We start from the raw sequence: 25,030 nt of genomic DNA, 5'->3' as shown, positions 1-25,030 counted from the left end.
CATGAGCGCCCCATCTGCCGAGGAGCTCCATGCTGCCCTGGCAACCGTCATCGATCCCGAACTCCGCCGCCCGATCACCGAGCTCGGGATGGTGGAATCGGTCTCCTCCGACCACACCGGGACCGTTAGCGTCGCTGTCCTGCTGACCATCGCCGGTTGTCCCCTTCGGGAGACCATCACCCAGGACGCCACTGCGGCTTTGTCCAAACTCGACGGCGTCACGGCCGTGGACGTGGAACTGAAGGTCATGACCCCGGCCCAACGCGAGGCACTGAAGGAACAGCTCCGCGGACCAGGCGGCCAGCGCGGCATACCCTTTACCAAACCGGGCTCCCTGACCAAGGTTTACGCCGTAGCAAGCGGCAAGGGCGGCGTAGGCAAGTCCTCGGTCACCGTCAACCTGGCTTGTGCCTTGGCCGCCCAGGGTCTTCGCGTGGGCATCGTTGACGCCGACGTCCATGGTTTCTCTGTTCCCGCCCTGATGGGCATCACGCAAAAGCCCACCCAGGTGGATGACATGATCCTGCCGCCGGTGGCCTATGGCGTCAAGGTCATCTCCATTGGGATGTTCGTGGCAGGCAACCAGCCGGTGGCCTGGCGTGGTCCCATGCTGCACAGGGCACTGGAGCAGTTCCTCACCGACGTCTATTTTGGCGATTTGGACGCCCTTTTCCTTGACCTGCCGCCGGGCACGGGTGACATCGCCATTTCCGTGGCCCAACTCCTGCCCAACGCCGAGATCCTTGTGGTGACCACCCCCCAGGCTGCTGCTGCCGACGTCGCCGAACGTGCCGGAACCATCGCGACGCAGACCGGGCAGAAGGTGGCCGGGGTGATCGAGAACATGTCGTTCCTGGAAATGCCCGACGGCGGCAGGATGGAATTGTTCGGAAGTGGCGGCGGTGCCATCCTGGCGGAGCGCTTGAGCGCCGCAGTCGGCAGCGATGTTCCTCTACTTGGCCAGATTCCCTTGGACATCCGGCTGAGGGAGGGCGGTGATGCCGGGAACCCGGTGGTATTGGCCGCCCCGGAAACGGCCGCAGCGAAGGCCATGCAGCACATCGCCTCGGGCCTTGCATCCCGGCCGCGGGGATTGTCGGGATTGTCGCTGGGCATCGAACCCCGCTAGGACCTGTGTTCGCAGTCGGGCGACCGTTTCCTGGTGGCCGCAGTCAGGTGACCGCCGCCCCTGTTCGCCTAGGGGCTGGCGCGGATCAGGTCGCTTCGGTATCGAAGGGCGCAGCTTCGCCTTCTGCAAGCCGCTCGATCACCCGGGTGGGTGCCTTTGGCTTGGTCTCGACCGATGCTGCGGCGGCTGTCGTAGCGGCCATGGCGGGCCCTCCGGCGCTCACTGGCTTGGTGTCGTCATCCAGCAGCGCATCCTTGATGATGCGACGCGGGTCGTATTGGCGGGGATCGTACTTCTTCCAGTCGACCTCATCGATGTCGATGCCGACTTCTTCCTTGATCTGCTCACGCGCACCGGAAGCCATCCGCCGGACTTCCTTGACCAAGTTGGCAAGCTTTTGAGTGTATTCGGGCAAACGGCTGGGACCGATGACGAGTACGCCGATAATCAGAAGGAGTATGAACTCCGGGCCGTTGATTCCAAACACGCTACGAAGATTACCTTGTCTGTGGTGCCGCTCATAAACCAGCGGGACGGAGAAGGGTCTGGAGCCCACGCAGCAGTCGCGCGTACCAGGCCTCGGTTCCTTCGTTGGGGTGTGAAGCTGCCATGGATTCGCCTGCCCTGACGATTTCAGGAACGGCGTCATCCGCGGCATCGGCTGGGAGGTCGGAGACGTAGCTGATCACGGCCGCAGGCATGGTGTAGACGGCCTTCCAGGGGCTCCCCTGCGTGACAGATAGCCGCGCGGACGTGGTGGTGCCCTGCCCGGACTGATCGACTGGCAGGTGCTCCTCCACGATCGTGGCGTAGTGGCCGTTGTTTTCAAGCCTGATCTCCACTGCAGGGCGCCCGTTGTACATGGTGCTGTGGGCAGAGACCACGGTGAAGCCCATCCCTGCAAGCTCAGGGCATGCCCACCCTTCTTCCCGCAGGGCATCGAGTTGGGCAGCGTCCAGGCTGACAGTGCTCCCTGCCCGGAACGTGGGGCCCGCCATGCTTCCCACAGGGTTTCCCGTCCACGCTCCGGCGAGGGCACCGACGTCGCTGCCGGCGCTCAGTTGGGGAACGTCGTTGCCGGCCACGACGTAGGCCGACAACGCCAGGGCGCCGGCGCTGACAGCCAAAGTACCGGCAGCAGCTGCGGCAACTCGAAGTCCACGGCGCATTTCGCCTGGCGTTGACCTGGCCTCCAGATGTTCATCCGGTTCGTTGGCGAGGCGTTCAGTATGCTGAATCAGCCGCGTGGCAAGATCCTGGCTGGCTTCGGGCACCGAAGCACCCCGTAGGCGTTCAAGGTACTGCCGTTCCCGGCGAAGGGCACTGCGGCACTCAGTGCATTCCCGGACATGATCGGGGTTTCGTGTGTGGCGCAGGGCAGCCAGCTTGTGCCGGGAAAACAGTCCCGGACGGCGGGGATGTCGAGGCATCGACGTCCTAGAGGATACTTGCGATGCGCGGCATCTTCAGGCGTGGCTTGCGGGCCTCTGCCGGACGGGGATCGCGGTGGGCAAGCTTCTCGCGCAGCATGGTCCTGCCGCGATGGATGCGGGACCTCACGGTTCCCAGCTTCACACCCAATGCCTCTGCGACCTCGTCATAGGAGAGGCCTTCAAGGTCGCACAGCACGACGGCGGCGCGGAAGTCAGGCGGCAGTTCTTCCAAGGCACGCTGGACATCCAGGTCAAGATTGTTGTGTTCAAAGCTCTGTTCGGGCCCCGGTTCGCGGCCGGGCAGGCGGGAATCGGCGTCTTCGGCAAGGGCATCGAACCGGATCCGGCTCTTGCGACGGGCCTGGTCCAGGAACAGGTTGGTGGTGATGCGGTGCAACCAGCCGTCCAATGTCCCCGGTTTGAAGTTCTCGAGTGAACGGAAAACCCGGACAAAGACCTCCTGCGTGAGGTCCTCGGCGTCGAATTTGTTGCCCGTCAAGCGATAGGCGAGGCGATAAACCTTGGCGGAGTGGTTGGAAACCACTTCCTCCCAGCTGGGCATGACCCAGTCGGCAACGCCCTCAATGCTCTCCGATGTTTGGACTGGCGCAGCATGCGATGCCGGCATCGTCCACTCCCCTCAAAATGTGGTTCACCGAGTCCTTCGGCGCCGGCTGCCTCATGGGTGGCCGGAGCAATATCATCCCAAGGTTGTCTGGGAATTTCCTGACTGGTGCAGGTTTTTCCCGCAGGGCTGAAAACTGTCCCGGACACAAGCGCCGGGGCGGCCATCCAACAGCGGGTTTCCCGGTGCTTACACAGTAGTCTTGGTACAACCACCCCTACCCGCGGAAAGCGAAACCCTTCATGAGTGCCGACAAGTCAAGCAGCTGGTCCTATGCAGAAGATCTGCCTGCTGAGGATGACGTCTTGTTGCGCGCCCGGGAACGCTCTTTCGAGCTCGGAGTCACGCCCATCAGCCCCGGCGTAGGTGCGGTGCTGACCGTCCTGGCTGCGGCGTCCAAGGCACAGACCGTGGTCGAGGTCGGTTCGGGGGCCGGGGTGTCCGGCGTCTGCCTCCTGCGCGGATTGAGCCCGCAGGCCGTCCTGACCACCATCGACGTCGACGTCGAACACCTCAAGGCGGCCAGGGAGGCGTTCCTTGAATCCGGCAGCCCTGCCAACCGCACGCGCACCATTTCAGGCCGCGCGGCCGACGTCCTGCCGCGGCTTACCGATTCTGCCTATGACCTCGTGTTCATCGACGCTGACAAGCCCAACTTCCCCAAGTATGTTGAACAGGCCATCCGCCTCCTCAAGTCAGGCGGGACACTGGTGATCAACGATGCCCTGGACAAGGACCGGGTCGCCAATCCGGCAGCACGCGATTCCACAACCGTGGTGCTGCGCCAGATCGGCAAGGCAATCCGCGACGACGACCGGCTCGCTTCAGCGATGCTTCCCACCGGCGATGGGCTGCTGGTAGCTGTCAAGAGGTAAGGCACCAGCCCTGCCTTAAACCAAAAAGCAGGGCCCCGGCTCAGCCGGGCCCTGCTTGGTAGATCTATTCGGTGACGCCTACGAGGCATTCCTTGAGGTTTTCCGCTTCAGCGGCGTTGAGTTCGACAACAAGCCGCCCTCCGCCTTCGAGCGGCACACGCATGATCAGGCTGCGTCCCTCTTTGGTAACTTCCATCGGGCCGTCGCCAGTACGTGGTTTCATCGCCGCCATTAGGAAAATCCCCTCCATTTGTCCCAAGTCACGCCCAACCCGGCCGGGCTGGATCCGCATCGCAATTGCAGCCGGCGGCAACGCTTGGGAGGCCGCCTTGGCCGGGCACTTTTAGGTGCTTTGTCCTTGCTCGTAGACCATTATCCCGTACTTACCCGCCCGTAAGCTAATCAGCACGCCATTTGTCCGGGCGTTGTACATATTGCCGTTCTCCGGCATAGCTCCACGTCAGGGCGGATAGTCGCCTCCCCCGGGCAACTGGGCCCATGCCCACAGCCATACCACCCAGACAATCTGGAGCAGGATGAACATGGTCACCACGGTGCCCCGGTAGGCCTTGGATTTGGACAGCAGGGCCGCGCCGAGGGCCAGGGGGAACAACGGCAGGAGCATACGGAACGTGCTGGTCTGCGGGTGCAGGAAGACCAGCAGGTAGCCCATGTAGCAGGCGCACCACAGCCGCAGCTCCGTTCCGATCGCCCGGACGGGCCTGGAAACCATCACCAGGACAAAGAGCCCTGTGAAAACGAAGGGTGCCAGTACTCCCAGCACCGGACCGAACAACATACGGCCGGTATCGAACCACGGCTTGAACGGCACCAGATCATGGCCACGCCACGCCGTTTCAGTGCGCGTATAGGCGGTCGGATCTCCCGTGACGGCCCACGCGATGCCCGGCCATGCCAGAGCCGCCAGGCCTGTGGCGACCACGAGGACGGCCATCGATACCAGGCTGCGGGTGGACGTCGGCTTCCTGTTGCTGCCCGTTGTTCCGGTGGCGCCATTGCCCGGAAGCTCCGTGGACGACTCCCGGTACCGTTGCCACAACCGCCCAACGAACAACAGACCCAGCATCGCGGCAAACGGCACGCCCGTGGGTCTGGACAGACACATCAGGAGCACCACGGGAATGGCGGCAAGATAGCGGCGCCGGACCACGAGCAGTAACGATGCCGCCAGGAGCAGCAGGTTCAACGACTCCGCGTACGGGACCTGCAGGATTGGAGAGACCGGGAAGGTGGAAACGAAGATAACGCCCCACATTGCCGACCGCCGGCCTGCGAACTCCCGGAAGAGCAGGTAGATGACCAGGGCCGCCCCGAGGCCGGCCAGCATGGCAATTGCCGTCAGGGCGGGCAACGTCCCCATCCCGGTGATGGCAGACAAGCCCCTGGCCAGGAAAGGAAACAACGCGTAGAAGGCCCAGGCGTTTTCCTTGACGACGCCGTTGGCGTCCACGGGAAGCTCAGCGGGATAGCCTTTGTCCGCTGCCTCCTGGTACCAGCGCCCGTCCCAGATGGTGATGAAGTTCCAATAATCCGGTGCAGGCGGAAACCACGGACTGGTGCCCTGGTGAATGGCCGCGGCCATGAAGATGCACGCGCTGACCAGCCTGGCCACCACGAAGGCCAAGGACACCTGGACCCACCACGGCCAGGCCGCCATTCTTGCGGTGGCTGCTGTTGCGGAGCGGGAGATCCGCTCCGCGGGCCCCAGCCCGGCCTTGCTCCCGGCCGGTCGGTTCACAGGTTGATCCGGCCGGTTCCGCCATCCTCAAGCCGTGGCTCTGCCAGCGCGCTGAGCCGTTCGATCTCGCTGTCCTTGGCCTGCAACTGGTCCCGGAGATCATCGAGTACCTGGTCAACCTGGTCCATGCGGTAGCCGCGCAGGCCAAGGGCGAAACGCAGGGAGTCGACGTCGGACGGTTTGGCCTTGGACGGCAGCACCACCGGGGGCAGGTTGGGTACGGGCTCGTCAAGGCCGGCCCCGACCGGGCGCCCCCGGACGATCCCGGCTCCGAGGTACAGCACAGCGCCGACGATGACGATCGCGAGAAACACCAGGAAAAAGCTCACAGGTCCATCGTGCCAGAAACGGCCGGCTATTCCGGGCGCTGGTTTCCGTTGGGGGTGGGAGGCAGCGGTTCGCCGTGCAGAACGCGGTGCACAGCGTCCGCGGGGTCATCCACCAGCTGGATCAGGTCGAGGTCCTTTTCGGACACCATGCCCTCGGCCACCAAGGTCTCCCGGATCCACTCGATCATGGGCCCCCAGAACCGGACCCCCAGAAGAACGATGGGGAATGAGGTGACCTTGCGTGTCTGGACCAGCACCATGGCTTCGAAAAGCTCGTCAAGGGTGCCCAGGCCGCCGGGCAGGACCACAAAGCCCTGTGCGTACTTGACGAACATGGTCTTTCGGGCGAAGAAGTAGCGGAAGTTGATCCCCAGGTCCACCCACTGGTTCAGTCCCTGCTCGAAGGGAAGTTCGATTCCCAGGCCCACGGAGATTCCGTTGCCCTCCACGGCACCTTTGTTGGCAGCTTCCATGGAGCCGGGACCGCCGCCGGTGATCACGGCAACGCCCGCTTCAGCGAGCTTGCGCCCTACATCCACGGCCATTTCGTAGTACTCGGTTCCGGGCTTGGTCCGGGCAGAGCCGAACACGCTGACCGCAGGACCCAGGTCCGCGAGGGCTCCGAAGCCCTCCACGAACTCGCTCTGAATCCTCAAGACACGCCAGGGATCGGTGTGGATGAACTGTCCGGCGCCGCTGGTATCGAGCAAGTGTTGATCAGACATCCCCGTATCCGCTTGTTTGCGGCGAAGCTCCAAGGAGCCCTTGTGCTTGGCCGGAGCGATGTCCGAGGGCAGGGGCACTTGGGTGGCCCTGACCTGGCCGTTGGCATCCGGGCGGGGTACTGGGTGCTGGCTGATGCTCATCGCACAAGGCTAGCGCTTTCACCTGCCTGCCCCGTTGCTGCGACCCGCTTCTTGCATTGCAGTCTGATATCTCGCTGTGGGGCAGGTTTCTGTTCAGTCACGATCTTGGGGAAGTTGCCGTGACCGTGGTCATATTTGCTTCTTTGTTCGCTAGATTCGTCGTATGACTACTCAAGCGTCCGGCGATGCCCTCGTCTCCCTGAATGGCGTCAACAAGCATTACGGTCAACTCCATGTCCTCAAGGACATCAACCTTCAGGTCAAGAAGGGTGAAGTGGTAGTGGTTATCGGGCCCTCCGGTTCCGGTAAATCCACGCTGTGCCGTGCCATCAACCGTTTGGAAACCATCGACGACGGCGACATCGCCATCGACGGGAAGAAGCTTCCCGAAGAAGGCAAGGACCTCGCACACCTGCGTGCCGACGTCGGAATGGTCTTCCAGTCCTTCAACCTGTTCGCCCACAAGACGATTCTTGAGAACGTCACGTTGGGTCCCATCAAGGTCAAGGGCGTGGCCAAGGGCACGGCCGACAAGGAAGCCATGGCCCTCCTGGAGCGTGTTGGGGTCGGTCACCAGGCCCCCAAGCTTCCTGCGCAGCTCTCCGGCGGCCAGCAGCAGCGTGTGGCCATCGCACGCGCCCTCGCCATGAAGCCGAAGGTCATGCTGTTCGACGAGCCCACGTCCGCGTTGGACCCCGAAATGATCAACGAAGTCCTCGACGTCATGATCCAGTTGGCCAAAGAGGGCATGACCATGATCGTCGTCACCCACGAGATGGGCTTCGCCCGCAAGGCTGCCGATCGCGTGGTGTTCATGGCTGACGGCCAAATTGTCGAAGATGCCACCCCCGAGGAATTCTTCACCAACCCCAAGAGCACCCGAGCCAAGGACTTCCTGTCCAAGCTCCTGACCCACTAGCTCTTTACCGCCCGCACCCAGGCCGTAAAGACCGCACCCAGGCCGCAAGACGGCCAATCTATGAAAGGAATGTCATGAAGGCTTTCATTACCCGGAGGAAATCACTCCTGGTGGCCGCATCCGCGGCCCTCGCCCTCTCGCTGAGCGCATGTGGCGGCGGCAGCACCACCACCACTCCTGTTGCCTCGGCCAGCTTCGAAGCCGGCACCACGATGGAGAAGCTGAACAAGGCGCAGAAGATCACCATCGGTACCAAGTTTGACCAGCCCCTGTTCGGCCAGAAGGGCCTGGACGGCAAGCCTGTCGGTTTCGACGTTGAAATGGGCAAGGCAATCGCCGCCAAGCTGGGAATCGCTCCGGACAAGATCGAATGGGTAGAGACCGTCTCCCAGAACCGCGAATCGTTCATCGAGCAGGGCCGCGTTGACCTGGTCATCGCCACCTACACCATCAACGACGCCCGCAAGGAAAAGGTCGCCTTCGCCGGACCGTACTACGAAGCAGGCCAGGCGCTGCTGGTGAACAAGGACGACAACTCCATCACCAAGCCTGAAGACGTCAAGGGCAAGAAGGTCTGCTCCGTCACCGGGTCCACCCCCGCCAAGACCATCGCGGAGAAGTACGGCGCTGAAGTTGTTCCCGCTGCAACCTACACCGCTTGCCTGGAGCCGCTGCGCAACAAGCAGGTTGTTGCAGTCACCACGGACAACGTGATCCTCGCCGGCTACGTGGACAAGGAGCCGGATGCCTTCAAGCTTGCTTCGGATGAAACCTTCACCAAGGAGCCTTACGGCATCGGCCTGAAGAAGGACGACACCGTCTTCCGAAACTGGATCAACGACCAGCTCGAGGCATTCCAGAAGGACGGCGATTACAAGAAGGCTTGGGAAGCCACTGCAGGCAAGGTCATCAAGACCACTCCTGAACTTCCTGCGATCAACCGCTACTAGTCGGGATCCGTTGACTGCCGCCGCCCGTCCGGGTGGCGGCAGTTGACGACTCCAGGACCCTGTTCCCTGATTAGCTGCAGCCAAAGGAAGCCATGGACGCCGTCATAGCAAGCCTCCCCGAATACTGGGACGGATTTCTCCGCACCCTCTATCTCTCCGTAATTTCAGGAATCATTGCCCTCATTGTCGGCACACTCCTGGCGGCCATGAGGGTTTCCCCCGTGGCTGCGCTGCGCGGTTTCAGCATGTTCTATGTTGAAGTCGCCCGTAACACCCCACTGACCATCATCTTCTTCTTCGCAGCCATCGTTCTCCCCCGGCTGGGCGTTAAGTTCGAACAGTTCGAAGTTGCCGCCATCATCGCGCTGAGCAGTTACACGGCCGCCTTCATCGCCGAAGCCGTCCGTTCCGGTGTCAACAGCGTGCCCGTGGGCCAGGCCGAAGCTGCCCGCAGCATCGGCATGACCTTTACCCAGGTCCTGGGCTTCATTGTCCTTCCCCAGGCCGTCCGTACCGTTATCCCGCCGTTGATCAACATCCTGATCGCACTGGTGAAGAACTCCTCGGTGGCCGGCGCGTTCTTCGTCCTCGAGCTTTTTGGCTACGGCCGCAAGCTCTCCAACGACTACGGTGACCAGGTCCTCTGGATCCTCCTCGGGGTGGCCTTCTTCTACCTCCTGATCACGGTTCCACTGGGCCTGCTGGCGCACTTTGTTGAACGAAAGGTGGCGATTGCCCGATGACTTCGGTCCTGTACGACGTCCCCGGGCCCAAGGCCCGCCTCTATTCGCTCATCGGCTCCGCAGCGGGCATCCTGATCATTCTTGGCATCCTTGCCATTGCGGTCATGACCCTCGCGCAGCAGGGAATTTTCGACGCCGACCGCTGGGAAATCTTCTACGGTCCCATGGCACCGGATGTCTGGAGCCTGATCGGCCAGGGCATCCTGTCCACGCTGGCCGCAGCCGCAGTCGCAGCAGTCATTGCCTTCCCGTTGGGCATCGCGCTCTGCCTGCTGAGGATCTCCCTGATCGCCTGGGTCCGCATTCCCACCCAGGTGGTCCTTGAGTTCCTCCGCGGCATGCCCGTGGTCCTCATGATGTTGTTCGTGCTGCTGGTCTTCGCAACCGGTCAGTTCCAGGCCGTCGTGGTGGGCTTGACCCTCTACAACGCCGCCATCTTCGCCGAAATCCTCCGTGCAGGCATCCAGTCGCTGCCCAAGGGTCAACGCGAAGCCGGCCTCGCCATTGGCCTGCGGAGCTTCCAATCGCGGATGTCCATCGAGTTCCCCCAGGCTGTCCGCCGCATGCTGCCCTCGTTGGTCGCACAGCTGGTGGTCCTGCTCAAGGACACCTCGCTTGGCTACATCGTGGGCTATGAGGAACTCCTGCGGAAGATCCAGATCATGGCCGACTTCCTGGGTCCCGACTTCCTGTTCCCGGCCTTCTTCGTCGGTGCCGCGATCTACATCCTGATCAACCTCACCGTCTCGCGGATTGCGATCATGATCGAGCGCCGCGGTTCCAAGAAGGCAGCCGGTGGCGTTGCTGCCCCGAGCCTTCGCACCGGCCTGATGGTGGGCGGAAACGACCCCATCGCCAAGGATTCGGTAGAAGGACCGGACAAGAAGTAGTCCTGCACCAAACTAGGAAGGTCCGCAGCCACCAGGCTGCGGACCTTCTTTTATGCCCTCGTTCAGGAAGCCCCGGCAGACTACGGCGCCAGCCACGTCCTCAGTGCACGGAGGCACTCACGGATGGCATCGGCGTCGACGTGCTCGTTGTCCTTGTGCGCCAGAAGGGGATCGCCGGGGCCGAAATTCACCGCCGGGATACCCAGTTCGCTGAATCGCGCGACGTCGGTCCAACCGTATTTGGGCTTGGGCTCAGCACCTACTGCGGCAACGAAGGACGCGGCGGCGGGGTGGTTGAGTCCGGGCCTCGCGCCGGCAGCAGCGTCCGTACGGACGACGTCGAATCCTTCCAGCAAGTCCCTGACATGGGCCTCGGCCTGGTCCGGTGTCTTATCCGGGGCAAAGCGGTAGTTGATTTCCACCACGCAGCGGTCCGGGATGACATTGCCGGCGGTTCCACCCTTGATCTTCACCGCGTTGAGGCTCTCACGGTAATCGAGCCCGTCCACGTTGATGGTTTGCGGCTGGTAAGCGGCGAGCCGGGCCAGGATGGGGGCTGCTGCATGGATGGCATTTACGCCCATCCATGCCCGCGCTGAGTGTGCTGTTTCGCCGATGGTGGTGGCCTCAAACCGGCTGGTGCCGTTGCAGCCGCCTTCCACCGTGCCGTGCGTGGGCTCCAGGAGGATTGCGAAGTCACCCTCCAACTTGTCCCCGTGGTTCCGGACCAGCCTTCCCAGGCCGCTCTTGACCGCTTCCACTTCCTCATGGTCGTAGAAGACGAACGTGACGTCCTTGTCCGGCTGGCGGTCGTCGTCGAACAGTGTTGCGGCAAGGGCGAGTTGGACCGCGACGCCGCCTTTCATGTCCGTGGTCCCCCGCCCGTACAGCACACCCTCACCGGGAACACCGGATTCCCAGGTGGCCGGGACAGTTCCCAGCGAACCGTCAACCGTCGGCAGGGGCACAGTGTCCAAATGACCGGCGAGGATGACGCGTTCGGGCCGGCCCAGTTCGGTGCGGGCAATGATGGCGTCGCCGTCACGGATCACCGTATAGGCAGGGATGGCGCGCAAAGCTGCCTCGACGGCGTCCGCGAGCTCAGTCTCGTTGCCGGAGACGCTGTTGAAGTCGATGATCGCGGCCGTCAGCAAGGCAACGTCCTGGCGCAGGTCAAGGAGGGCGGGAGCAGGGTTCAGGGTCACCCGTCCACAATATCTACCATTCTTGGTCATCCGGGCCACCAAGTTGCACCCGTATTGCGACTTCTCTGGCATGAGACGGGTTTTAACCGACCTCTGCCTGCTGGATAGACTTGCCCCATGACTGAAACTGCTTCCTCTGCTGCGCCCGCAAACGCGTCCGACAACCACCGATCGGCCTACGGCTTCGGCCTGGCCACCATCGCCACCTCGGCTTCCGGGGAAGCAACCGTGCTGGACGTCTGGTACCCCGCGCCTGCCCTGGGCGTTGCCGCCGAGTCCCTGCGCGACGTCGGGAACGCCGATCCCGCGCTCACCGCACTTGCCGAGGAAGGCCAGGATGCTGACCGCGGTACGGAGCAGAAAGTTGTCTTCGCGCAGATCGACCTCGACGCCGCCCCGGTAGACACTGCCGACGCGTACCTGCGTCTGCACCTCCTCTCCCACCGACTGGTCAAGCCCAACAGCATCAACCTGGACGGCGTCTTCGGCAAGCTGCCCAACGTGGTCTGGACCAACTTCGGCCCGGCCGCGGTGGACGGCTTCGAACTGACCCGCGCACGCCTGCGCAAGCGCGGCAACGTGGTGGTCTACGGCGTGGACAAGTTCCCGCGCATGGTCGACTACGTGATTCCCACCGGCGTGCGCATTGCCGACGCCGACCGCGTCCGTTTGGGTGCGCACCTCGCCGAAGGCACCACCGTGATGCACGAAGGCTTTGTAAACTTCAACGCCGGCACCCTGGGCACCTCAATGGTGGAAGGCCGCATCTCCGCCGGCGTTGTGGCCGGCGACGGCACCGACGTTGGCGGCGGCGCGTCCATCATGGGCACGCTCTCCGGTGGCGGCAAGGAAAAGATTGCCTTGGGTGAGCGGGTGCTGCTCGGCGCCAACTCCGGTGTGGGCATCAGCATCGGCGATGACTCCGTAGTGGAGGCCGGCCTGTACGTCACCGCCGGTACCCGCGTCCGCGTTCCCGGCCCCAAGGACGAGAACGGCGAGGACACCAGCAAGATCATCAAGGCTGTGGAACTCTCCGGCGTTCCCAACCTGCTGTTCCGCCGCAACTCCACCACAGGCGGCGTGGAAGTCCTTCCGCGCAAGGGCCAGACGGTGGAGCTGAACGAGGCCCTCCACGCCAACTAGCAGGAGATCAACCAATGCGCCGGTTCCGCCTCGGCATCGTTGCGGTGCTGGCTTTGGCACTGGTAGCAGGTGCCATTTACGCAATAGCCGCAGTGCTGCAGCGCTCCGAGACCCTGGTCACGGAGCGCTGCTTCGCTGTTGTCGGCACTGAAAGCCATGAGCTGGCCACGGATCAGGCCGCCAATGCCTCCCTGATCGCTGCCATCTCCGTCCAGCGCGGGCTTCCACCCCGGGCAGCAACCATTGCGTTGGCTACGGCCATGCAGGAATCCAGGCTGCGGAACATCAATTACGGCGACGACGCCGGGCCTGACTCCCGCGGCCTGTTCCAGCAAAGACCTTCCCAGGGCTGGGGAACCGAGGAACAGGTCATGGACCCCACCTACGCCGCGAACGCGTTCTTTGACGGCCTGGTCAAGGTCCCTGGCTATGAATCCATGGAAATCACCCAGGCCGCCCAAGCCGTTCAACGCTCGGCCTTCCCACGGGCCTACGCCCAGCATGAAGGCATGGGCAGGGCCTTCGCTTCTGCGCTTACCGGGCACTCCGGGGCGGCACTGAGCTGCGAACTGCGCATGCCCGAAGCGGCGGGTGATCCTGCCGCCGTCGTCGACGAACTCAGCACGGCCTTCGGCACCCTGCCGGCCACCGTCCAAGGCCGCTCGGTGCAACTGGACATCACCGGCACTCAAGCTTGGGCCGTTGCGCATTGGGCTGTGGCAAACGCCAAAACGCTGTCAATTACCCAGGTGGATGTTGGAGGCCAGGCCTGGAACCGGGAGAAACGTGACGGCTGGCAGGTTTCTCCGGCTCCTTCCGGGGCGGTCACCATTACCGTTTCCGCACCTGCCACGTAGGTTTTTGCACTCCCGCTGCTTAGGCGAGGATCTCTACCACCGGCTGAACATAGCTCCGGAAAACATCCGGCTCGGACAAGAGCTTGTGGCTCATGATCATGGTGCTGGGCTCCAGATACCAGGCACGCGGCTCGTTCAGCGGCAACTCAATGATGGTTAATTCAAAGTCACGCGAACTCCGGCCGACTTCCAAGAGCCTGTCCTCCACCATTTCATTGAGGACCTGGGTCACACCGTTCACCTCACGGGCAGCCTCGATCTCGGCGTACTCGTCAATCCTGTCAGTGGCCCAACCTAAAGCAGAGCCAAAGTGGGCTTGCAGCACCCGCTGCAGTGCCGGGGAGTTACCGAAAGCCTTGAAGCTGGGTGGCGCCAGTTCGGAGGCGGGGTTGGGGTAGGACTTGAGCAGGCTTTCCCACCAGGCTTCCCATTCGGTTTTGAGGGCGTGGATGCCTCCGACGTCCGAGGTGAGGTGGCTATGGTCTGCGTGCCGGACTTTGGGGGCTGCATGTGACAGGCTCGGCGTTCCCGCACCATCCAGGCCGGCAATCTCCCGCAGGTACAGTGCGATGAGCATCGGCCCGGACGTGTCCATAGTGATGCGCCAACCCGGGCCACCTGACTCGTGCATACGAATTCCTCCCTTGGCAGGGTGCCGACATCTCCCAGTCTATTCCCGTTGGGACGCGACGTCAGGGGCGGATTTCATTGCTTTGCTGAGGCATAGGCACCCGCTCCCTAACCGGCAGCGGGTGCGCCGGACAGGGAATGGAGATGGGCAGTGATGACATCGCTGCACATCTCCGCTGTCATCCACTCCGGTTGCAGCAGGGCGTGCATGCACAGGCCGTCCATCGTGGCCAGGAGTCGTTCAGCCTCGGTAACCAGGGTTTGTTGGGCATCGGCCCCTCCGGGGTTCAGGAGCATGATCAAGCGCCCAACGGCGGCAGCTACGGTGCGATGGCTGCGCTCGGCTTCGGCTGCCAGGACAGGTTTGATCCGTGCTGCGTGCCTGAAAGCCATCCACACGCAGGCGTCCACGGCGAGCTCCTCATCCAGGGGCAGGAACTGGCCCAGGAAGTTCACCACTGCAGAATGCTGTTCCGGGCTTCCCTGCGGCTCCTGTTCGACGGGTGCCAGGGATTCTTCCAGCCGTGCAGCTATGCGGTCAATGACAGCGCCGAAAGAGAACACCAGGAGGTCGTCGCTGCTGGCAAAGTAGTGCCGGACCGAGCCCACGGCCAGACCGGCCTCATCCGCTACTTCCCGGAGGGACGCCCGTTCCAAGCCATCGCTGGCAATGATCCGGAAAACGGCTTGGACAACTTCCTGGCGCCGGGCTTCGGCATCAACAATTTTGGGCACTAATTGTTTTTAGCACAAATGTGCTTCAACACCGCTCAACACTGAGCGGCGTGGCTCCACTTTCCGATAGCGTAGAGACCATGAAAATTCTTGTCACGGGCGGCACCGGCTACATCGGTTCCCACACCGTTTTGTCCCTCCAGGAAGCCGGCCACGACGTCGTCGTGCTTGATAACCTGGTGAATTCCAGCGAGGAATCCCTCCGCCGGGTCTCGGAGCTTACCGGCAAGACTGCCGCGTTCCACAAGGTTGACCTGGTGGACGAGCCTGCGGTCGAGGCCGTGTTCGAGCAGCACCAAATCGACGCCGTGATCCATTTCGCCGGCCTGAAGGCCGTGGGAGAATCCGTCCAGGAACCACTGGCCTACTACTACAACAATATTGTGGGCACCCTGAACCTGCTCCGGGCCATGGACAAGCACAACGTGCGATCAATCGTTTTCAGCTCTTCAGCTACGGTCTACGGCGAGCACAACCCCATCCCCTACATCGAAAAGATGGAAATCGGCGCCAACAACCCGTATGGCCGGACCAAGGAACAGATCGAGGATATCCTCTCGGACCTGGGCAACGCGGACGACCGCTGGCATATCGCACTGCTGCGCTATTTCAACCCGGTGGGCGCACACCCGTCCGGCCGCATCGGCGAGGACCCCCAGGGCATCCCGAACAACCTTGTCCCTTTCATTGCCCAGGTGGCTGTGGGACGCCGCGAGAAGCTCATGGTCTTCGGCGGCGACTACGACACCCCCGATGGCACCGCCCAGCGCGACTACATCCATGTGGTGGACCTTGCCGACGGCCACGTAGCAGCCCTGAACTACATCGCTGAGCGGGCAGGCGTCCGGCGTTGGAACCTTGGCTCCGGCCGCGGCTCCTCCGTCCTGGAAGTCCTGCGGTCCTTCGAAAAGGCAGTCGGCCAGCCGATCCCGTACGAGATCACCGGCCGCCGTGCAGGAGACCTCCCGGCTTTCTGGGCCGATGCTTCCTCTGCCCTGGCCGACCTCGGCTGGTCAACTACCAAGACCGTGGACCAGATGTGCGAGGACCACTGGCGCTGGCAGAAGAACAACCCCTACGGCTACAACGCTTCTGCTGCGACGTCCGCGGCAAACAACGCCTAGGCTGCAGAAGCCTCCGCTACCAACGACGACGGCCGCTCACCTCGCGCGAGGTGAGCGGCCGCCGTCGTTATTGACTATTTTTGCCGTGTCAGTTGGCCGGGTAGTTGCGCTCCGGCTCCCCTGTGTAGAGCTGCCGCGGGCGGCCGATCTTGGTCTGGGGATCGTTGATCATTTCGCGCCACTGGGCAATCCAGCCCGGGAGGCGTCCAATGGCGAACAGTACGGTGAACATCTTCTCCGGGAAACCCATGGCCTTGTAGATGAGGCCGGTGTAGAAGTCGACGTTCGGGTACAGCTTGCGCTGGATGAAGTAGTCATCAGCCAGGGCCTTCTCTTCCAGGCGCATGGCGATGTCCAGCAGTTCGTCGTTGCCGCCGAGCTTGCCGAGAACTTCGTGGGCCGTTGCCTTGATGATCTTGGCGCGGGGATCGTAGTTCTTGTAGACACGGTGCCCGAAGCCCATGAGGCGGACGCCGTCTTCCTTGTTCTTGACCTTCTCCATGTAGTCCTCGGGCTTGATGCCGTCGGCCTGGATCTGGCGGAGCATCTTCAGCACGGCCTCGTTGGCGCCGCCGTGGGCAGGGCCGAAGAGGGCGTTGATGCCTGCGGACACCGAAGCGAAGAGGTTCGCGTTGGACGAACCCACCAGGCGAACGGTGGACGTGGAACAGTTTTGCTCGTGGTCTGCGTGCAGGATGAGCAGGAGATCCAGCGCCTTGACCACTACCGGGTCCATTTCATACTGCTCGGCCGGGAGGCCAAAGCTCAACCGAAGGAAGTTCTCCACCAGGTTCATGGAGTTGTCCGGGTAGAGCATCGGCTGGCCGATGGACTTCTTGTGGGCGTAGGCCGCGATGACAGGCAACTTGGCCATGAGCCGGATGGTGGATACTTCCACGTGCTCCGCGTTGAAGGGATCCAACGAGTCCTGGTAGAACGTGGACAGCGCGGAAACTGCCGAGGAGAGCACCGGCATGGGGTGGGCGTCACGCGGGAACCCGCCGAAGAAGCCCTTGAGCTCTTCGTGCAGGAGGGTGTGACGGCGGATCTTCTGGTCAAACTCTTCCAGCTCCGTGGGAGTGGGGAGGTTGCCGTAGATCAGCAGGTAGGAAACTTCGAGGAAGCTCGAGTGCTGCGCGAGCTGCTCGATGGGGTAACCGCGGTAACGCAGGATTCCTGCGTCGCCGTCGATGTAGGTGATGGCCGAGGTGGTGGCCGCTGTGTTCATGAAGCCGGGGTCATAGGCAACGGCGCCCGTCTGCTTCAGCAGCTTGGAAACGTCGTAACCTTCGTTTCCTTCTACAACCTTGATGCGCGGCAGTTCGAGTTCGCCGCCGGCATGGCGCAGTGTTGCGCTGGTGGTCTCAGTCATGGAGTCCCCTTCATGAGGCCTTTGGGCCTCTATCGAACGCTTGTCCAACCAACTTCTGGTGCCGCCGCCCTTGACCCTGCTGTTGCAGGGCTCCAACGGCCGAAGTGCTTTCTTAGAGAAGGCCACCATTGATAGTCAGTTAAAAGCTACCGCCAGTAACCCTCCGGAACTAATCCGTGCCGTCGGGTTACTGGCGGAATGGCGCTGATAGTGGCGCAAGTCACAGCAATGTTATGAGGCTGTGGCCAGCCGTTCCACTGCGGCGTCAATCCGTTCATCAGTGCCCGTCAGGGCCACCCGGATGAAACCGTTCCCGGCATCTCCATAGAAAACGCCCGGCCCCACGACGACCCCAAGTTCGGCGAACCGTGCCACCGTATCCCAGGTGGCTTCGCCGGCCGTGGACCAGAGGTAGAGCCCGGCTTTGGATTCGTGGATTTTCAGCCCGAATTGCTCAAGGGCAGGGACAATCCTCTCGCGGCGGCCGCGGTAGAGGTCTTTCTGTGACAACACGTGGCCGACATCGCCGAGAGCGACGCGCATCGCTTCCTGCACGGGGTAGGGAACGATCATCCCTGCGTGCTTGCGGCTGTTGACCAGGTTGGCCACGATGGCGGAATCTCCCGCGACGAAGGCGGCACGGTAACCAGCGAGGTTGGACTGCTTGCTCAACGAGTACACGCAGAGCAGGCCATCCGTGGAACCGCCGGTGACGCGGGGATCAAGAATGCTGGGGACAGCTTCTCCCCCGCGCTGTGCATCCCACTCGCCCCAGCCCAGTTCGGCATAGCACTCGTCCGATGCCACCACTGCACCGAGCTCGCGGGCTTGGCCCACTATCCTGCGCAGCGACTCGACATCCCGGACGCTGCCCGTTGGATTCCCCGGAGAGTTGATCCAGATCAGGCGGACCTTGGCACGGGTGGCCGGATCCAGTTCATCCAGGTCATCGGCAGCAACGGCTGTGGCGCCTGCCAGTGAGGCGCCGATGTCGTAGGTCGGGTAAGCAACCGTAGGCCGCACAACGACGTCTCCGGCGTTGAGGCCGAGCAGGAATGGCAGCCACGCGACAAGCTCTTTTGAGCCCACGGTTGGCATGACGTCCTTGGGATCCAGGCCCGGAACTCCGCGGCGGCCGGCGAACCAGTCCACTACGGCCTGGCGCAGGGCTTCGGTACCATGCACCGTGGGATAGCCATGGGCGTCCGCTGCCGCTGCCAAGGCATCCCTGATAAGCCCCGGAGTGGGGTCCACTGGCGTTCCAATGGAAAGATTTACTGCGCCGCCCGGATGCTTCGAAGCTGTGGCAACATACGGCGCCATGGCCTCCCACGGGTAGTCAGGCAGGTTCAGGCCGAAAGCCGGTGCCGCGGAAATCAACGAAGCTACCGCCTTTAGTGGTCTTGGTTCTGCGGGGGCAGCGCGGCGATGAACGGGTGGTCCTTACCCGTGTTGCCGATCTTGGCTGCTCCACCCGGGGAACCGAGGTCGTCGAAGAATTCAACGTTGGCCTTGTAGTAGTCGGCCCACTCTTCCGGAGTGTCATCCTCGTAATAAATGGCCTCCACCGGGCACACAGGTTCGCAGGCACCACAGTCGACACATTCATCGGGGTGGATATAGAGGGAACGCTCACCTTCGTAAATGCAGTCGACAGGGCACTCTTCAATACATGCCTTGTCCTTGACATCCACACACGGCTGCGCGATTACGTACGTCACGTCCCAGACCTCTCCACAGTTTGTCCCGGCGATGACCGGGGTAATACGGCCGGCATCATGCCGGGCACTGAACTTCTGAGCCTATTATCCAACAGTGCAATGACGCCAACCTAGCCCGCGTCTTAGTATGAAACGGTGACTCCCCCGCATTTGCCGCCCAGACAATTCCTACTCACTGCGGAGCCAGGCATCCGGGTGGTGGTCCGGTACAGGATCGACGACGGCCTGACCGACGCCCTGGGCTACCTGCTGGACGCCGGCGAAAACAGTTGCACCGTACGGACCCGCACCTCCGACGTCGAAATTCCTTTGGCCATGGTCATCGCGGCGAAAGAGGTTCCCCCGCCACCGCCCCGGCGGCAGTCCATCCGGCACGCAGGCGGCTCGCAGCCACCAGCATGACCAGCGTGACTGCAGCGATACCAAAGACCCATACGTTGCCTGCTGCGTCGCCCAGTACCAGCTGCTTGGCGGCTCCGGCTGATGAGAAGACGCCGACGGCGGCATAGCCCACCACGCCGGCAACCGCCGTCGGGACTATTGAGCGGGACCAGGCAGCAAGCCACAGTTGCACCGATGCCAGCAGCAGCAGGGCCGCTGCAACACCCCACGGGACCTCGACGCCTGACACTTGCAGCACCTGGCGGTGCAGGCCTGTTCCTGCAATGGCAACGAAAGGAGCCGCCAGTACGGCCGCGGCAATGCCACGAACCGTACCAACGGCTCCCCTCTTCATTCAGCTGCCTTTGACTGCGTCAGTCAGTGCGGGCTAGGACTTGGCGCGGGCGCGGTTGGCCTTGGCGCGCTCGTTGGAGTCCAGGATGACCTTGCGGATACGGATGGATTCCGGAGTTACCTCGACACACTCGTCTTCGCGGGCGAATTCGAGGGACTCTTCGAGGGTGAGATCGCGCGGCGGCGTCAGGTTTTCGAAGGTGTCGGAGGAAGCGGCACGCATGTTGGTGAGCTTCTTTTCCTTGGTGATGTTCACGTCCATGTCATCAGCGCGGGAGTTCTCGCCAACAATCATGCCTTCGTAAACCTCGGAGGTGGGCTTGACGAAGAAGGAACCGCGCTCCTGCAGGTTGATCATGGCGAACGGCGTCACAACACCGGCACGGTCAGCGATCATCGAACCGTTGGTACGGTATTCGATCGGACCGGCCCACGGCTCGTAGCCTTCGGAGATGGAGGCAGCGATACCGGCGCCACGGGTGTCCGTCAGGAACCGGGTACGGAAGCCAATCAGGCCACGCGCAGGGACGATGAACTCCATGCGGCACCAGCCGGTGCCGTGGTTGGCCATGTTGGTCATGCGGCCCTTGCGGGCAGCCATGAGCTGTGTGACGGCGCCGAGGTATTCCTCGGGGACATCGATGGTCATGTGTTCCATCGGCTCGTGCAGCTTGCCGTCGATGGTCTTGGTGACTACCTGCGGCTTGCCCACGGTCAGCTCGAAGCCTTCGCGGCGCATCTGCTCCACCAGGATGGCAAGCGCGAGCTCGCCACGGCCCTGGACTTCCCAGGCGTCGGGACGCTCAGTGGGGAGAACCTTGATGGAGACGTTACCGATCAGTTCCTTATCCAGGCGATCCTTCACCTGGCGGGCCGTGACCTTGGCACCCTTGACCTTGCCGGCCAGCGGCGAAGTGTTGATACCGATCGTCATGGAGATCGCGGGATCGTCCACGGTGATCAGCGGCAGCGGCTGCGGGTTCTCGGCGTCGGTGAGGGTTTCACCAATGGTGATTTCCTCGATGCCGGCGACGGCGACGATCTCGCCGGGTCCAGCGGACTCGGCCGGAACGCGGGTCAGTGCCTTGGTGGCGAGCAGTTCGGTGATCTTGACGTTCTTGAGCTCACCGTTGGCACGTGCCCAGGCAACGGTCTGGCCCTTGCGGAGCGTGCCGTTGTAGATGCGAAGCAGGGCAAGGCGGCCAAGGAACGGCGAAGCGTCCAGGTTGGTCACGTGTGCCTGCAGCACGCCGTCCGGGTTGTACGTCGGAGCGGGGATGTGCTCGATGATGGTCTTGAAGAGGGGCTCGAGGTCCTCGTTCTCCGGTGCCGAGCCGTTCTCCGGCTGGTCCAGGGACGCGCGGCCAACCTTGGCGGCAGCGTAGACGACGGGAACTTCGAGGACCTTGTCGAGGTCCAGGTCCGGAACTTCGTCGGCGAGGTCGGAAGCGAGGCCAAGGAGCAGGTCCATGGACTCGTGGACGACCTCATCGATGCGGGCATCGGGACGGTCGGTCTTGTTGACCAGGAGGATGACCGGCAGGTGCGCAGCAAGGGCCTTGCGGAGCACGAAGCGGGTCTGCGGCAGCGGGCCCTCGGAGGAGTCGACCAGCAGGACGACGCCGTCAACCATGGACAGGCCGCGCTCTACCTCGCCACCGAAGTCGGCGTGGCCAGGGGTGTCGATGACGTTGATGGTGATGGTCTCGCCGTTGGACGACGGGCCGTTGTAGGCAACCGTGGTGTTCTTGGCGAGGATGGTGATGCCCTTTTCGCGTTCCAGGTCACCGGAGTCCATGACACGGTCCTCAACCTCACCATGGGAAGCGAAGGAGTTGGTCTGCTTGAGCATGGCGTCGACCAGGGTGGTCTTACCGTGGTCAACGTGTGCGACGATCGCGACGTTGCGCAGATCGCTCCGCGACGCAGTGTTGGTGATGGTTTCAGACATGCGTTAATGACTCGATTCAGTGGTGAAGTCAGCTGTTTGTATCCGCGCGCATACCTGATCGACTTGATCGGAACACACAGCGAAAAGACCCCGGGACACAGGGCACCTGCATCCAGTCTAAACGCAGTTGCATTTCCCAGCCTAAAAAGCAAGCCATTGACCTGCCGAATGTGGTGCTGCTCACATATCGTCACGCTTTAGTAACCGCTACTCCAGATGCTGGATTTTCTGTTCGTTGTGCCTCATGATTGCTGCAGAACCAGTGCCACACGGAGACCCATTGATGCGACAATCTTCGGCCGCGTTCCGCCTGCTCGCACCATTGATCGCCGTCGGCGTTCTGGCAACAGGCTGCGGACCCAGCCCCACCAACCCCGCTTCCACACCCACCCGATCTGCTGCGCCCGGGCCCGCCCAGACAGCCGCTGCCCCGCCCCTGCGGGCCGCTCAGGCCCCCGGACCCTTGGACCTGCCTGTCGGCTCGCTCTACAAGAACCCGGCGAACAACCGCAATGAAGTGGTGCTCGCCGACGTGCGCCACACGGCGGTACTGATCGGCGACTCCCAGGCCATGCCCAAAGAGTCGTGGCCGCAGCAAGGCATCGCAGCCCTGGGCTACAAGTTGCTGGTAGTGGGCATGGGCGGCACCGGCTTTGTGGCCTCCAATGGCAAAACTGGCAACTACATCGACGCCCTGCAGCGCGGAGACTGGATACTCCCCTATGGAGATCCGCCGTTGATCGTGGTGCAGGGCGGCGGCAACGACGCTTCCCAGAAGGCAACGGACGCACAGATCACCAGTAACGCTGAGCGCCTGCTGGCTGCCTTGAAGAAGCGCTACCCAGGCGCAGCCGTCGCCATGATCGGCACCTTGGCACGCGGGGCTGACAATGGTGGCGGTCGTCGGACGGAAGTCGATGCCCTCCTTGGACGTATCGCTGCGAAACACGGGATTCCCTTTGTCAGCACGGGCGACTGGCTCACCCGATACAACGCCGTAGGCGATCTCCAGGATGGGGTGCACCTCAAACCCTCCGGCCACGCCAAGCTTGGTGGGGTTCTGGCGAAGGAGCTCGGCGCCCTGGGCCTCACTGCACGCCCGGACAGCGCCATCCCGGCGAAGTAGCCCGCGGCGTCGTCGTCTCCTGCGTTGTGGCGTCGTCCGCGTCTGGCGTTGTGAGGCCCGCTCTGCTCGGTTCATGGACCTTAGGGCGCGCAAAGCGGGCCCCGCAACAAGCGTTTTAACGGCAAGGGCCGGTGGTTTCCTTTCGGAACCCACCGGCTCTTGTTGTGAACGGCTTTTAGAACGTACGACGCCGGTCAGGCCACCGCGGGCGGCAAGAGGAGCGAACCACCCGGAATAGCATCCAGGAGGGCCTGCGTGTAGGGCTGCTTCGGATTGTCGAAGACGCCGTCAGTACTGCCGGTCTCCACCAGCTTGCCCTTCTCCATAACGCAAACGTGGTCCGCAATCTGGCGAACGACGGCGAGGTCGTGGGTGATGAACAGGTACGTCAGGCCGAGGTTGTCCTGCAGATCAGCCAGCAAGTTCAGCACTTGGGCCTGGACAAGGACGTCCAGGGCCGAAACTGCCTCGTCACAGATGATGACTTCCGGGTCCAGCGCCAATGCGCGCGCGATGGCAATACGTTGCCTCTGCCCACCGGAAAGTTCGTTGGGGTACCGCTGCATCATGGACTGCGGCAAAGCCACCTGGTCCAACAGCTCCCGAACTTTCTTTTCCCGGCTCGCAGCGTTGCCGATCTTGTGAACGCGCAGCGGCTCTTCGATGGTCCGGAAGATGTTGTACATCGGATCAAGCGAACCGTAAGGGTCCTGGAAGATGGGCTGGACGCGGCGGCGGAACTTGAAGAGTTCCTTACCCTTAAGCCCTGCGGTATCCACGCCATCAAAAATGATCTGGCCCTCAGTGGGCTTTTCCAGCTGGAGAACCATTTTGGCCACAGTGGACTTACCCGAACCGGATTCGCCCACGATCGCCGTCGTGGTTCCCCTTTTGACCGCAAAGCTGACATCGTCAACTGCAGCAAAATCGGAAGCCTGGCCAAGCCCCTGGCGCAGCTTGTAAATCTTGCGCAGGTTCTTGATCTGCAGGACCTCGTCCTGGACACGGTCCTTTGCGGCCGCTACAGGCGCCAAAAGATCCTCAGACTCCACACCTTGTTCCTTGGCCACCTGAATACGGCGGGAAGCCAGTGAAGGTGCCGACTCAACCAGGCGACGGGTGTACGGATGCTGCGGGTTGCGAAGAAGATCCAAGGAAGGACCTGCCTCAACCACGTTGCCCTGGTACATCACGATCACCTTGTCTGCCCGCTCTGCGGCCAAACCGAGATCGTGGGTAATGAGCAGCACGGAAGTGCCCAACTCAGTGGTCATCGTGTCCAAGTGGTCCAGGATCCTGCGCTGCACCGTGACATCCAGTGCCGATGTAGGTTCATCGGCAATCAGGAGCTTGGGCTGGCAGCTCAGGCCGATGGCAATCAGCGCGCGCTGTCGCATGCCGCCTGAGAACTCATGCGGGTACTGCTTGGCACGCCGTGCAGCATCAGGGAGTCCGGCTTCCGCGAGGACGCGGGCAACATCATCCGGACCATCCGGGCGACCGTTTGCCTTCAGGGTTTCCCGAACCTGGTAACCGATCTTCCACACAGGGTTCAGGTTGGACATGGGGTCCTGGGGAACCATGCCAATGTGGCTGCCGCGAAGTTCGATCATGCGCTTTTCCGAAGCGTGGGCGATGTCTTCGCCGTCGAGCAGGATCTGCCCGGCAGAGACCCGTCCATTGTTGGGCAAGAGGCCGATGGCGGCCAGCGCCGTCGTCGACTTTCCTGAACCCGACTCCCCCACAATGGCGACCGTTTCGCCCGGCATGATGGACAGGTGGGCGTTCTTTACCGCCTTAACCTCACCGGAGCCGGTCTTGAACGTGATGGCCAAGTCCTTGATCTCAAGGATGGGCCGGACGGGTGCCGCGGCTTCATCAATTCTGATGTTCGCAGAAGTCATGGTCGCCTC

General features: G+C 62.6%; 27 protein-coding genes. 11 read left to right on the top strand and 16 right to left on the bottom strand.

Translation table 11 applies throughout. From position 1 onward, the window contains the following. The first annotated feature begins 1 nt into the window (after position 1). Positions 2-1,129, top strand: a complete 1,128-nt coding sequence (locus tag AC6JA3_RS07360) for an Mrp/NBP35 family ATP-binding protein (protein ID WP_026539972.1) — start codon at positions 2-4, stop codon at positions 1,127-1,129. A gap of 85 nt (positions 1,130-1,214) precedes the next feature. Here AC6JA3_RS07360 and AC6JA3_RS07355 read toward each other — a convergent pair whose 3' ends face one another. The 3 genes from AC6JA3_RS07355 to sigE are packed head-to-tail and all read right to left on the bottom strand — an operon-like array spanning position 1,215 to position 3,190. After that, positions 1,215-1,616, bottom strand: coding sequence for a twin-arginine translocase TatA/TatE family subunit (locus AC6JA3_RS07355; protein WP_497920053.1), 402 nt, complete (start codon positions 1,614-1,616; stop codon positions 1,215-1,217). A 31-nt stretch (positions 1,617-1,647) separates the two neighbouring features. After that, on the bottom strand, positions 1,648-2,559 hold the full coding sequence (locus tag AC6JA3_RS07350) for a hypothetical protein (protein WP_497920052.1): 912 nt from the start codon (positions 2,557-2,559) through the stop codon (positions 1,648-1,650). A 7-nt stretch (positions 2,560-2,566) separates the two neighbouring features. After that, the gene (gene sigE / locus AC6JA3_RS07345; RefSeq protein WP_026539969.1) at positions 2,567-3,190 is read right to left on the bottom strand and encodes an RNA polymerase sigma factor SigE; all 624 of its coding nucleotides are present in this window, start codon (positions 3,188-3,190) and stop codon (positions 2,567-2,569) included. A gap of 239 nt (positions 3,191-3,429) precedes the next feature. Here sigE and AC6JA3_RS07340 point away from each other — a divergent pair, with 239 nt between their 5' ends. Continuing rightward, a complete protein-coding gene (locus AC6JA3_RS07340; RefSeq protein WP_026539968.1) occupies positions 3,430-4,062 on the top strand; it encodes an O-methyltransferase in 633 nt (210 codons plus the stop codon). Between the two features lie 64 nt (positions 4,063-4,126). Here AC6JA3_RS07340 and AC6JA3_RS07335 read toward each other — a convergent pair whose 3' ends face one another. The 4 genes from AC6JA3_RS07335 to AC6JA3_RS07320 form a co-directional block, all read right to left on the bottom strand. Next, positions 4,127-4,294, bottom strand: coding sequence for a DUF3117 domain-containing protein (locus AC6JA3_RS07335; RefSeq protein ID WP_064721643.1), 168 nt, complete (start codon positions 4,292-4,294; stop codon positions 4,127-4,129). 228 nt (positions 4,295-4,522) lie between these two features. Beyond that, a complete protein-coding gene (locus tag AC6JA3_RS07330; protein WP_497920628.1) occupies positions 4,523-5,740 on the bottom strand; it encodes a hypothetical protein in 1,218 nt (405 codons plus the stop codon). Between the two features lie 77 nt (positions 5,741-5,817). After that, positions 5,818-6,150 carry a DivIVA domain-containing protein gene (locus tag AC6JA3_RS07325; protein ID WP_347783094.1) on the bottom strand — a complete coding sequence of 111 codons (333 nt, stop codon included), beginning with the start codon at positions 6,148-6,150 and terminating at the stop codon, positions 5,818-5,820. Positions 6,151-6,176: 26 nt separating this feature from the next. After that, positions 6,177-7,016 carry an LOG family protein gene (locus AC6JA3_RS07320; protein WP_026539965.1) on the bottom strand — a complete coding sequence of 280 codons (840 nt, stop codon included), beginning with the start codon at positions 7,014-7,016 and terminating at the stop codon, positions 6,177-6,179. Positions 7,017-7,179: 163 nt separating this feature from the next. On the opposite strand from AC6JA3_RS07320, the gene AC6JA3_RS07315 reads away from it, so the two are divergent. The 4 genes from AC6JA3_RS07315 (at position 7,180) to AC6JA3_RS07300 (ending at position 10,518) form a co-directional block, all read left to right on the top strand. Next, complete coding sequence (locus AC6JA3_RS07315; protein ID WP_026539964.1) at positions 7,180-7,935, top strand: amino acid ABC transporter ATP-binding protein; 756 nt, start codon at positions 7,180-7,182, stop codon at positions 7,933-7,935. A 74-nt stretch (positions 7,936-8,009) separates the two neighbouring features. Then, on the top strand, positions 8,010-8,885 hold the full coding sequence (locus AC6JA3_RS07310) for a glutamate ABC transporter substrate-binding protein (protein ID WP_026539963.1): 876 nt from the start codon (positions 8,010-8,012) through the stop codon (positions 8,883-8,885). Between the two features lie 92 nt (positions 8,886-8,977). Then, complete coding sequence (locus tag AC6JA3_RS07305; protein ID WP_026539962.1) at positions 8,978-9,628, top strand: amino acid ABC transporter permease; 651 nt, start codon at positions 8,978-8,980, stop codon at positions 9,626-9,628. After that, entirely contained in the window at positions 9,625-10,518 is an 894-nt protein-coding gene (locus tag AC6JA3_RS07300; protein WP_026539961.1) for an amino acid ABC transporter permease, read from the top strand. The genes AC6JA3_RS07305 and AC6JA3_RS07300 overlap by 4 nt, the downstream gene beginning before the upstream one ends. A gap of 80 nt (positions 10,519-10,598) precedes the next feature. On the opposite strand, the gene dapE is transcribed toward AC6JA3_RS07300, so the two are convergent. Then, positions 10,599-11,753, bottom strand: coding sequence for a succinyl-diaminopimelate desuccinylase (gene dapE / locus AC6JA3_RS07295; RefSeq protein ID WP_051420671.1), 1,155 nt, complete (start codon positions 11,751-11,753; stop codon positions 10,599-10,601). Between the two features lie 87 nt (positions 11,754-11,840). Between dapE and dapD the strand changes: the two genes are divergently transcribed. Next, the gene (gene dapD, locus AC6JA3_RS07290; RefSeq protein ID WP_497920051.1) at positions 11,841-12,866 is read left to right on the top strand and encodes a 2,3,4,5-tetrahydropyridine-2,6-dicarboxylate N-succinyltransferase; all 1,026 of its coding nucleotides are present in this window, start codon (positions 11,841-11,843) and stop codon (positions 12,864-12,866) included. A gap of 14 nt (positions 12,867-12,880) precedes the next feature. After that, positions 12,881-13,723, top strand: coding sequence for a transglycosylase SLT domain-containing protein (locus AC6JA3_RS07285; RefSeq protein ID WP_497920050.1), 843 nt, complete (start codon positions 12,881-12,883; stop codon positions 13,721-13,723). A gap of 19 nt (positions 13,724-13,742) precedes the next feature. Here AC6JA3_RS07285 and AC6JA3_RS07280 read toward each other — a convergent pair whose 3' ends face one another. After that, a complete protein-coding gene (locus AC6JA3_RS07280) occupies positions 13,743-14,354 on the bottom strand; it encodes a hypothetical protein (protein ID WP_026539957.1) in 612 nt (203 codons plus the stop codon). Positions 14,355-14,461: 107 nt separating this feature from the next. Further along, positions 14,462-15,088 (bottom strand): TetR/AcrR family transcriptional regulator, encoded by a 627-nt coding sequence (locus tag AC6JA3_RS07275; RefSeq protein ID WP_497920049.1) that lies wholly within the window; start codon positions 15,086-15,088, stop codon positions 14,462-14,464. Between the two features lie 80 nt (positions 15,089-15,168). Here AC6JA3_RS07275 and galE point away from each other — a divergent pair, with 80 nt between their 5' ends. After that, positions 15,169-16,212, top strand: a complete 1,044-nt coding sequence (gene galE / locus AC6JA3_RS07270) for a UDP-glucose 4-epimerase GalE (protein WP_091550041.1) — start codon at positions 15,169-15,171, stop codon at positions 16,210-16,212. Between the two features lie 88 nt (positions 16,213-16,300). Here the strand turns inward: galE and AC6JA3_RS07265 are convergent, their stop codons facing one another. The 3 genes from AC6JA3_RS07265 to fdxA all read right to left on the bottom strand — a co-directional run bounded on the left by AC6JA3_RS07265 (position 16,301) and on the right by fdxA (position 19,305). After that, positions 16,301-17,584: a citrate synthase gene (locus tag AC6JA3_RS07265; protein WP_024817462.1), complete on the bottom strand. Its 1,284-nt coding sequence runs from the start codon at positions 17,582-17,584 to the stop codon at positions 16,301-16,303. Positions 17,585-17,815: 231 nt separating this feature from the next. Further along, on the bottom strand, positions 17,816-18,964 hold the full coding sequence (gene dapC / locus AC6JA3_RS07260) for a succinyldiaminopimelate transaminase (protein WP_497920048.1): 1,149 nt from the start codon (positions 18,962-18,964) through the stop codon (positions 17,816-17,818). A 14-nt stretch (positions 18,965-18,978) separates the two neighbouring features. Beyond that, positions 18,979-19,305, bottom strand: a complete 327-nt coding sequence (fdxA, locus tag AC6JA3_RS07255) for a ferredoxin (protein WP_018776555.1) — start codon at positions 19,303-19,305, stop codon at positions 18,979-18,981. A 135-nt stretch (positions 19,306-19,440) separates the two neighbouring features. Between fdxA and AC6JA3_RS07250 the strand changes: the two genes are divergently transcribed. Continuing rightward, entirely contained in the window at positions 19,441-19,707 is a 267-nt protein-coding gene (locus tag AC6JA3_RS07250) for a putative acetyltransferase (protein WP_431768462.1), read from the top strand. On the opposite strand, the gene AC6JA3_RS07245 is transcribed toward AC6JA3_RS07250, so the two are convergent. Both AC6JA3_RS07245 and typA read right to left on the bottom strand, forming a co-directional pair. Then, entirely contained in the window at positions 19,625-20,041 is a 417-nt protein-coding gene (locus tag AC6JA3_RS07245; protein WP_497920047.1) for a hypothetical protein, read from the bottom strand. The genes AC6JA3_RS07250 and AC6JA3_RS07245 overlap by 83 nt on opposite strands. A gap of 33 nt (positions 20,042-20,074) precedes the next feature. Continuing rightward, positions 20,075-21,991 carry a translational GTPase TypA gene (typA, locus tag AC6JA3_RS07240; RefSeq protein WP_026539952.1) on the bottom strand — a complete coding sequence of 639 codons (1,917 nt, stop codon included), beginning with the start codon at positions 21,989-21,991 and terminating at the stop codon, positions 20,075-20,077. Between the two features lie 283 nt (positions 21,992-22,274). Between typA and AC6JA3_RS07235 the strand changes: the two genes are divergently transcribed. Next, positions 22,275-23,117, top strand: a complete 843-nt coding sequence (locus tag AC6JA3_RS07235; RefSeq protein ID WP_497920046.1) for an SGNH/GDSL hydrolase family protein — start codon at positions 22,275-22,277, stop codon at positions 23,115-23,117. A 194-nt stretch (positions 23,118-23,311) separates the two neighbouring features. Here AC6JA3_RS07235 and AC6JA3_RS07230 read toward each other — a convergent pair whose 3' ends face one another. Continuing rightward, complete coding sequence (locus AC6JA3_RS07230) at positions 23,312-25,021, bottom strand: dipeptide ABC transporter ATP-binding protein (RefSeq protein WP_026539950.1); 1,710 nt, start codon at positions 25,019-25,021, stop codon at positions 23,312-23,314. Positions 25,022-25,030: the final 9 nt, after the last annotated feature.

The organism is Arthrobacter sp. TmtSoilC79 (genome assembly GCF_059739405.1).
This window is presented reverse-complemented; position numbering and strand designations above follow the sequence as displayed.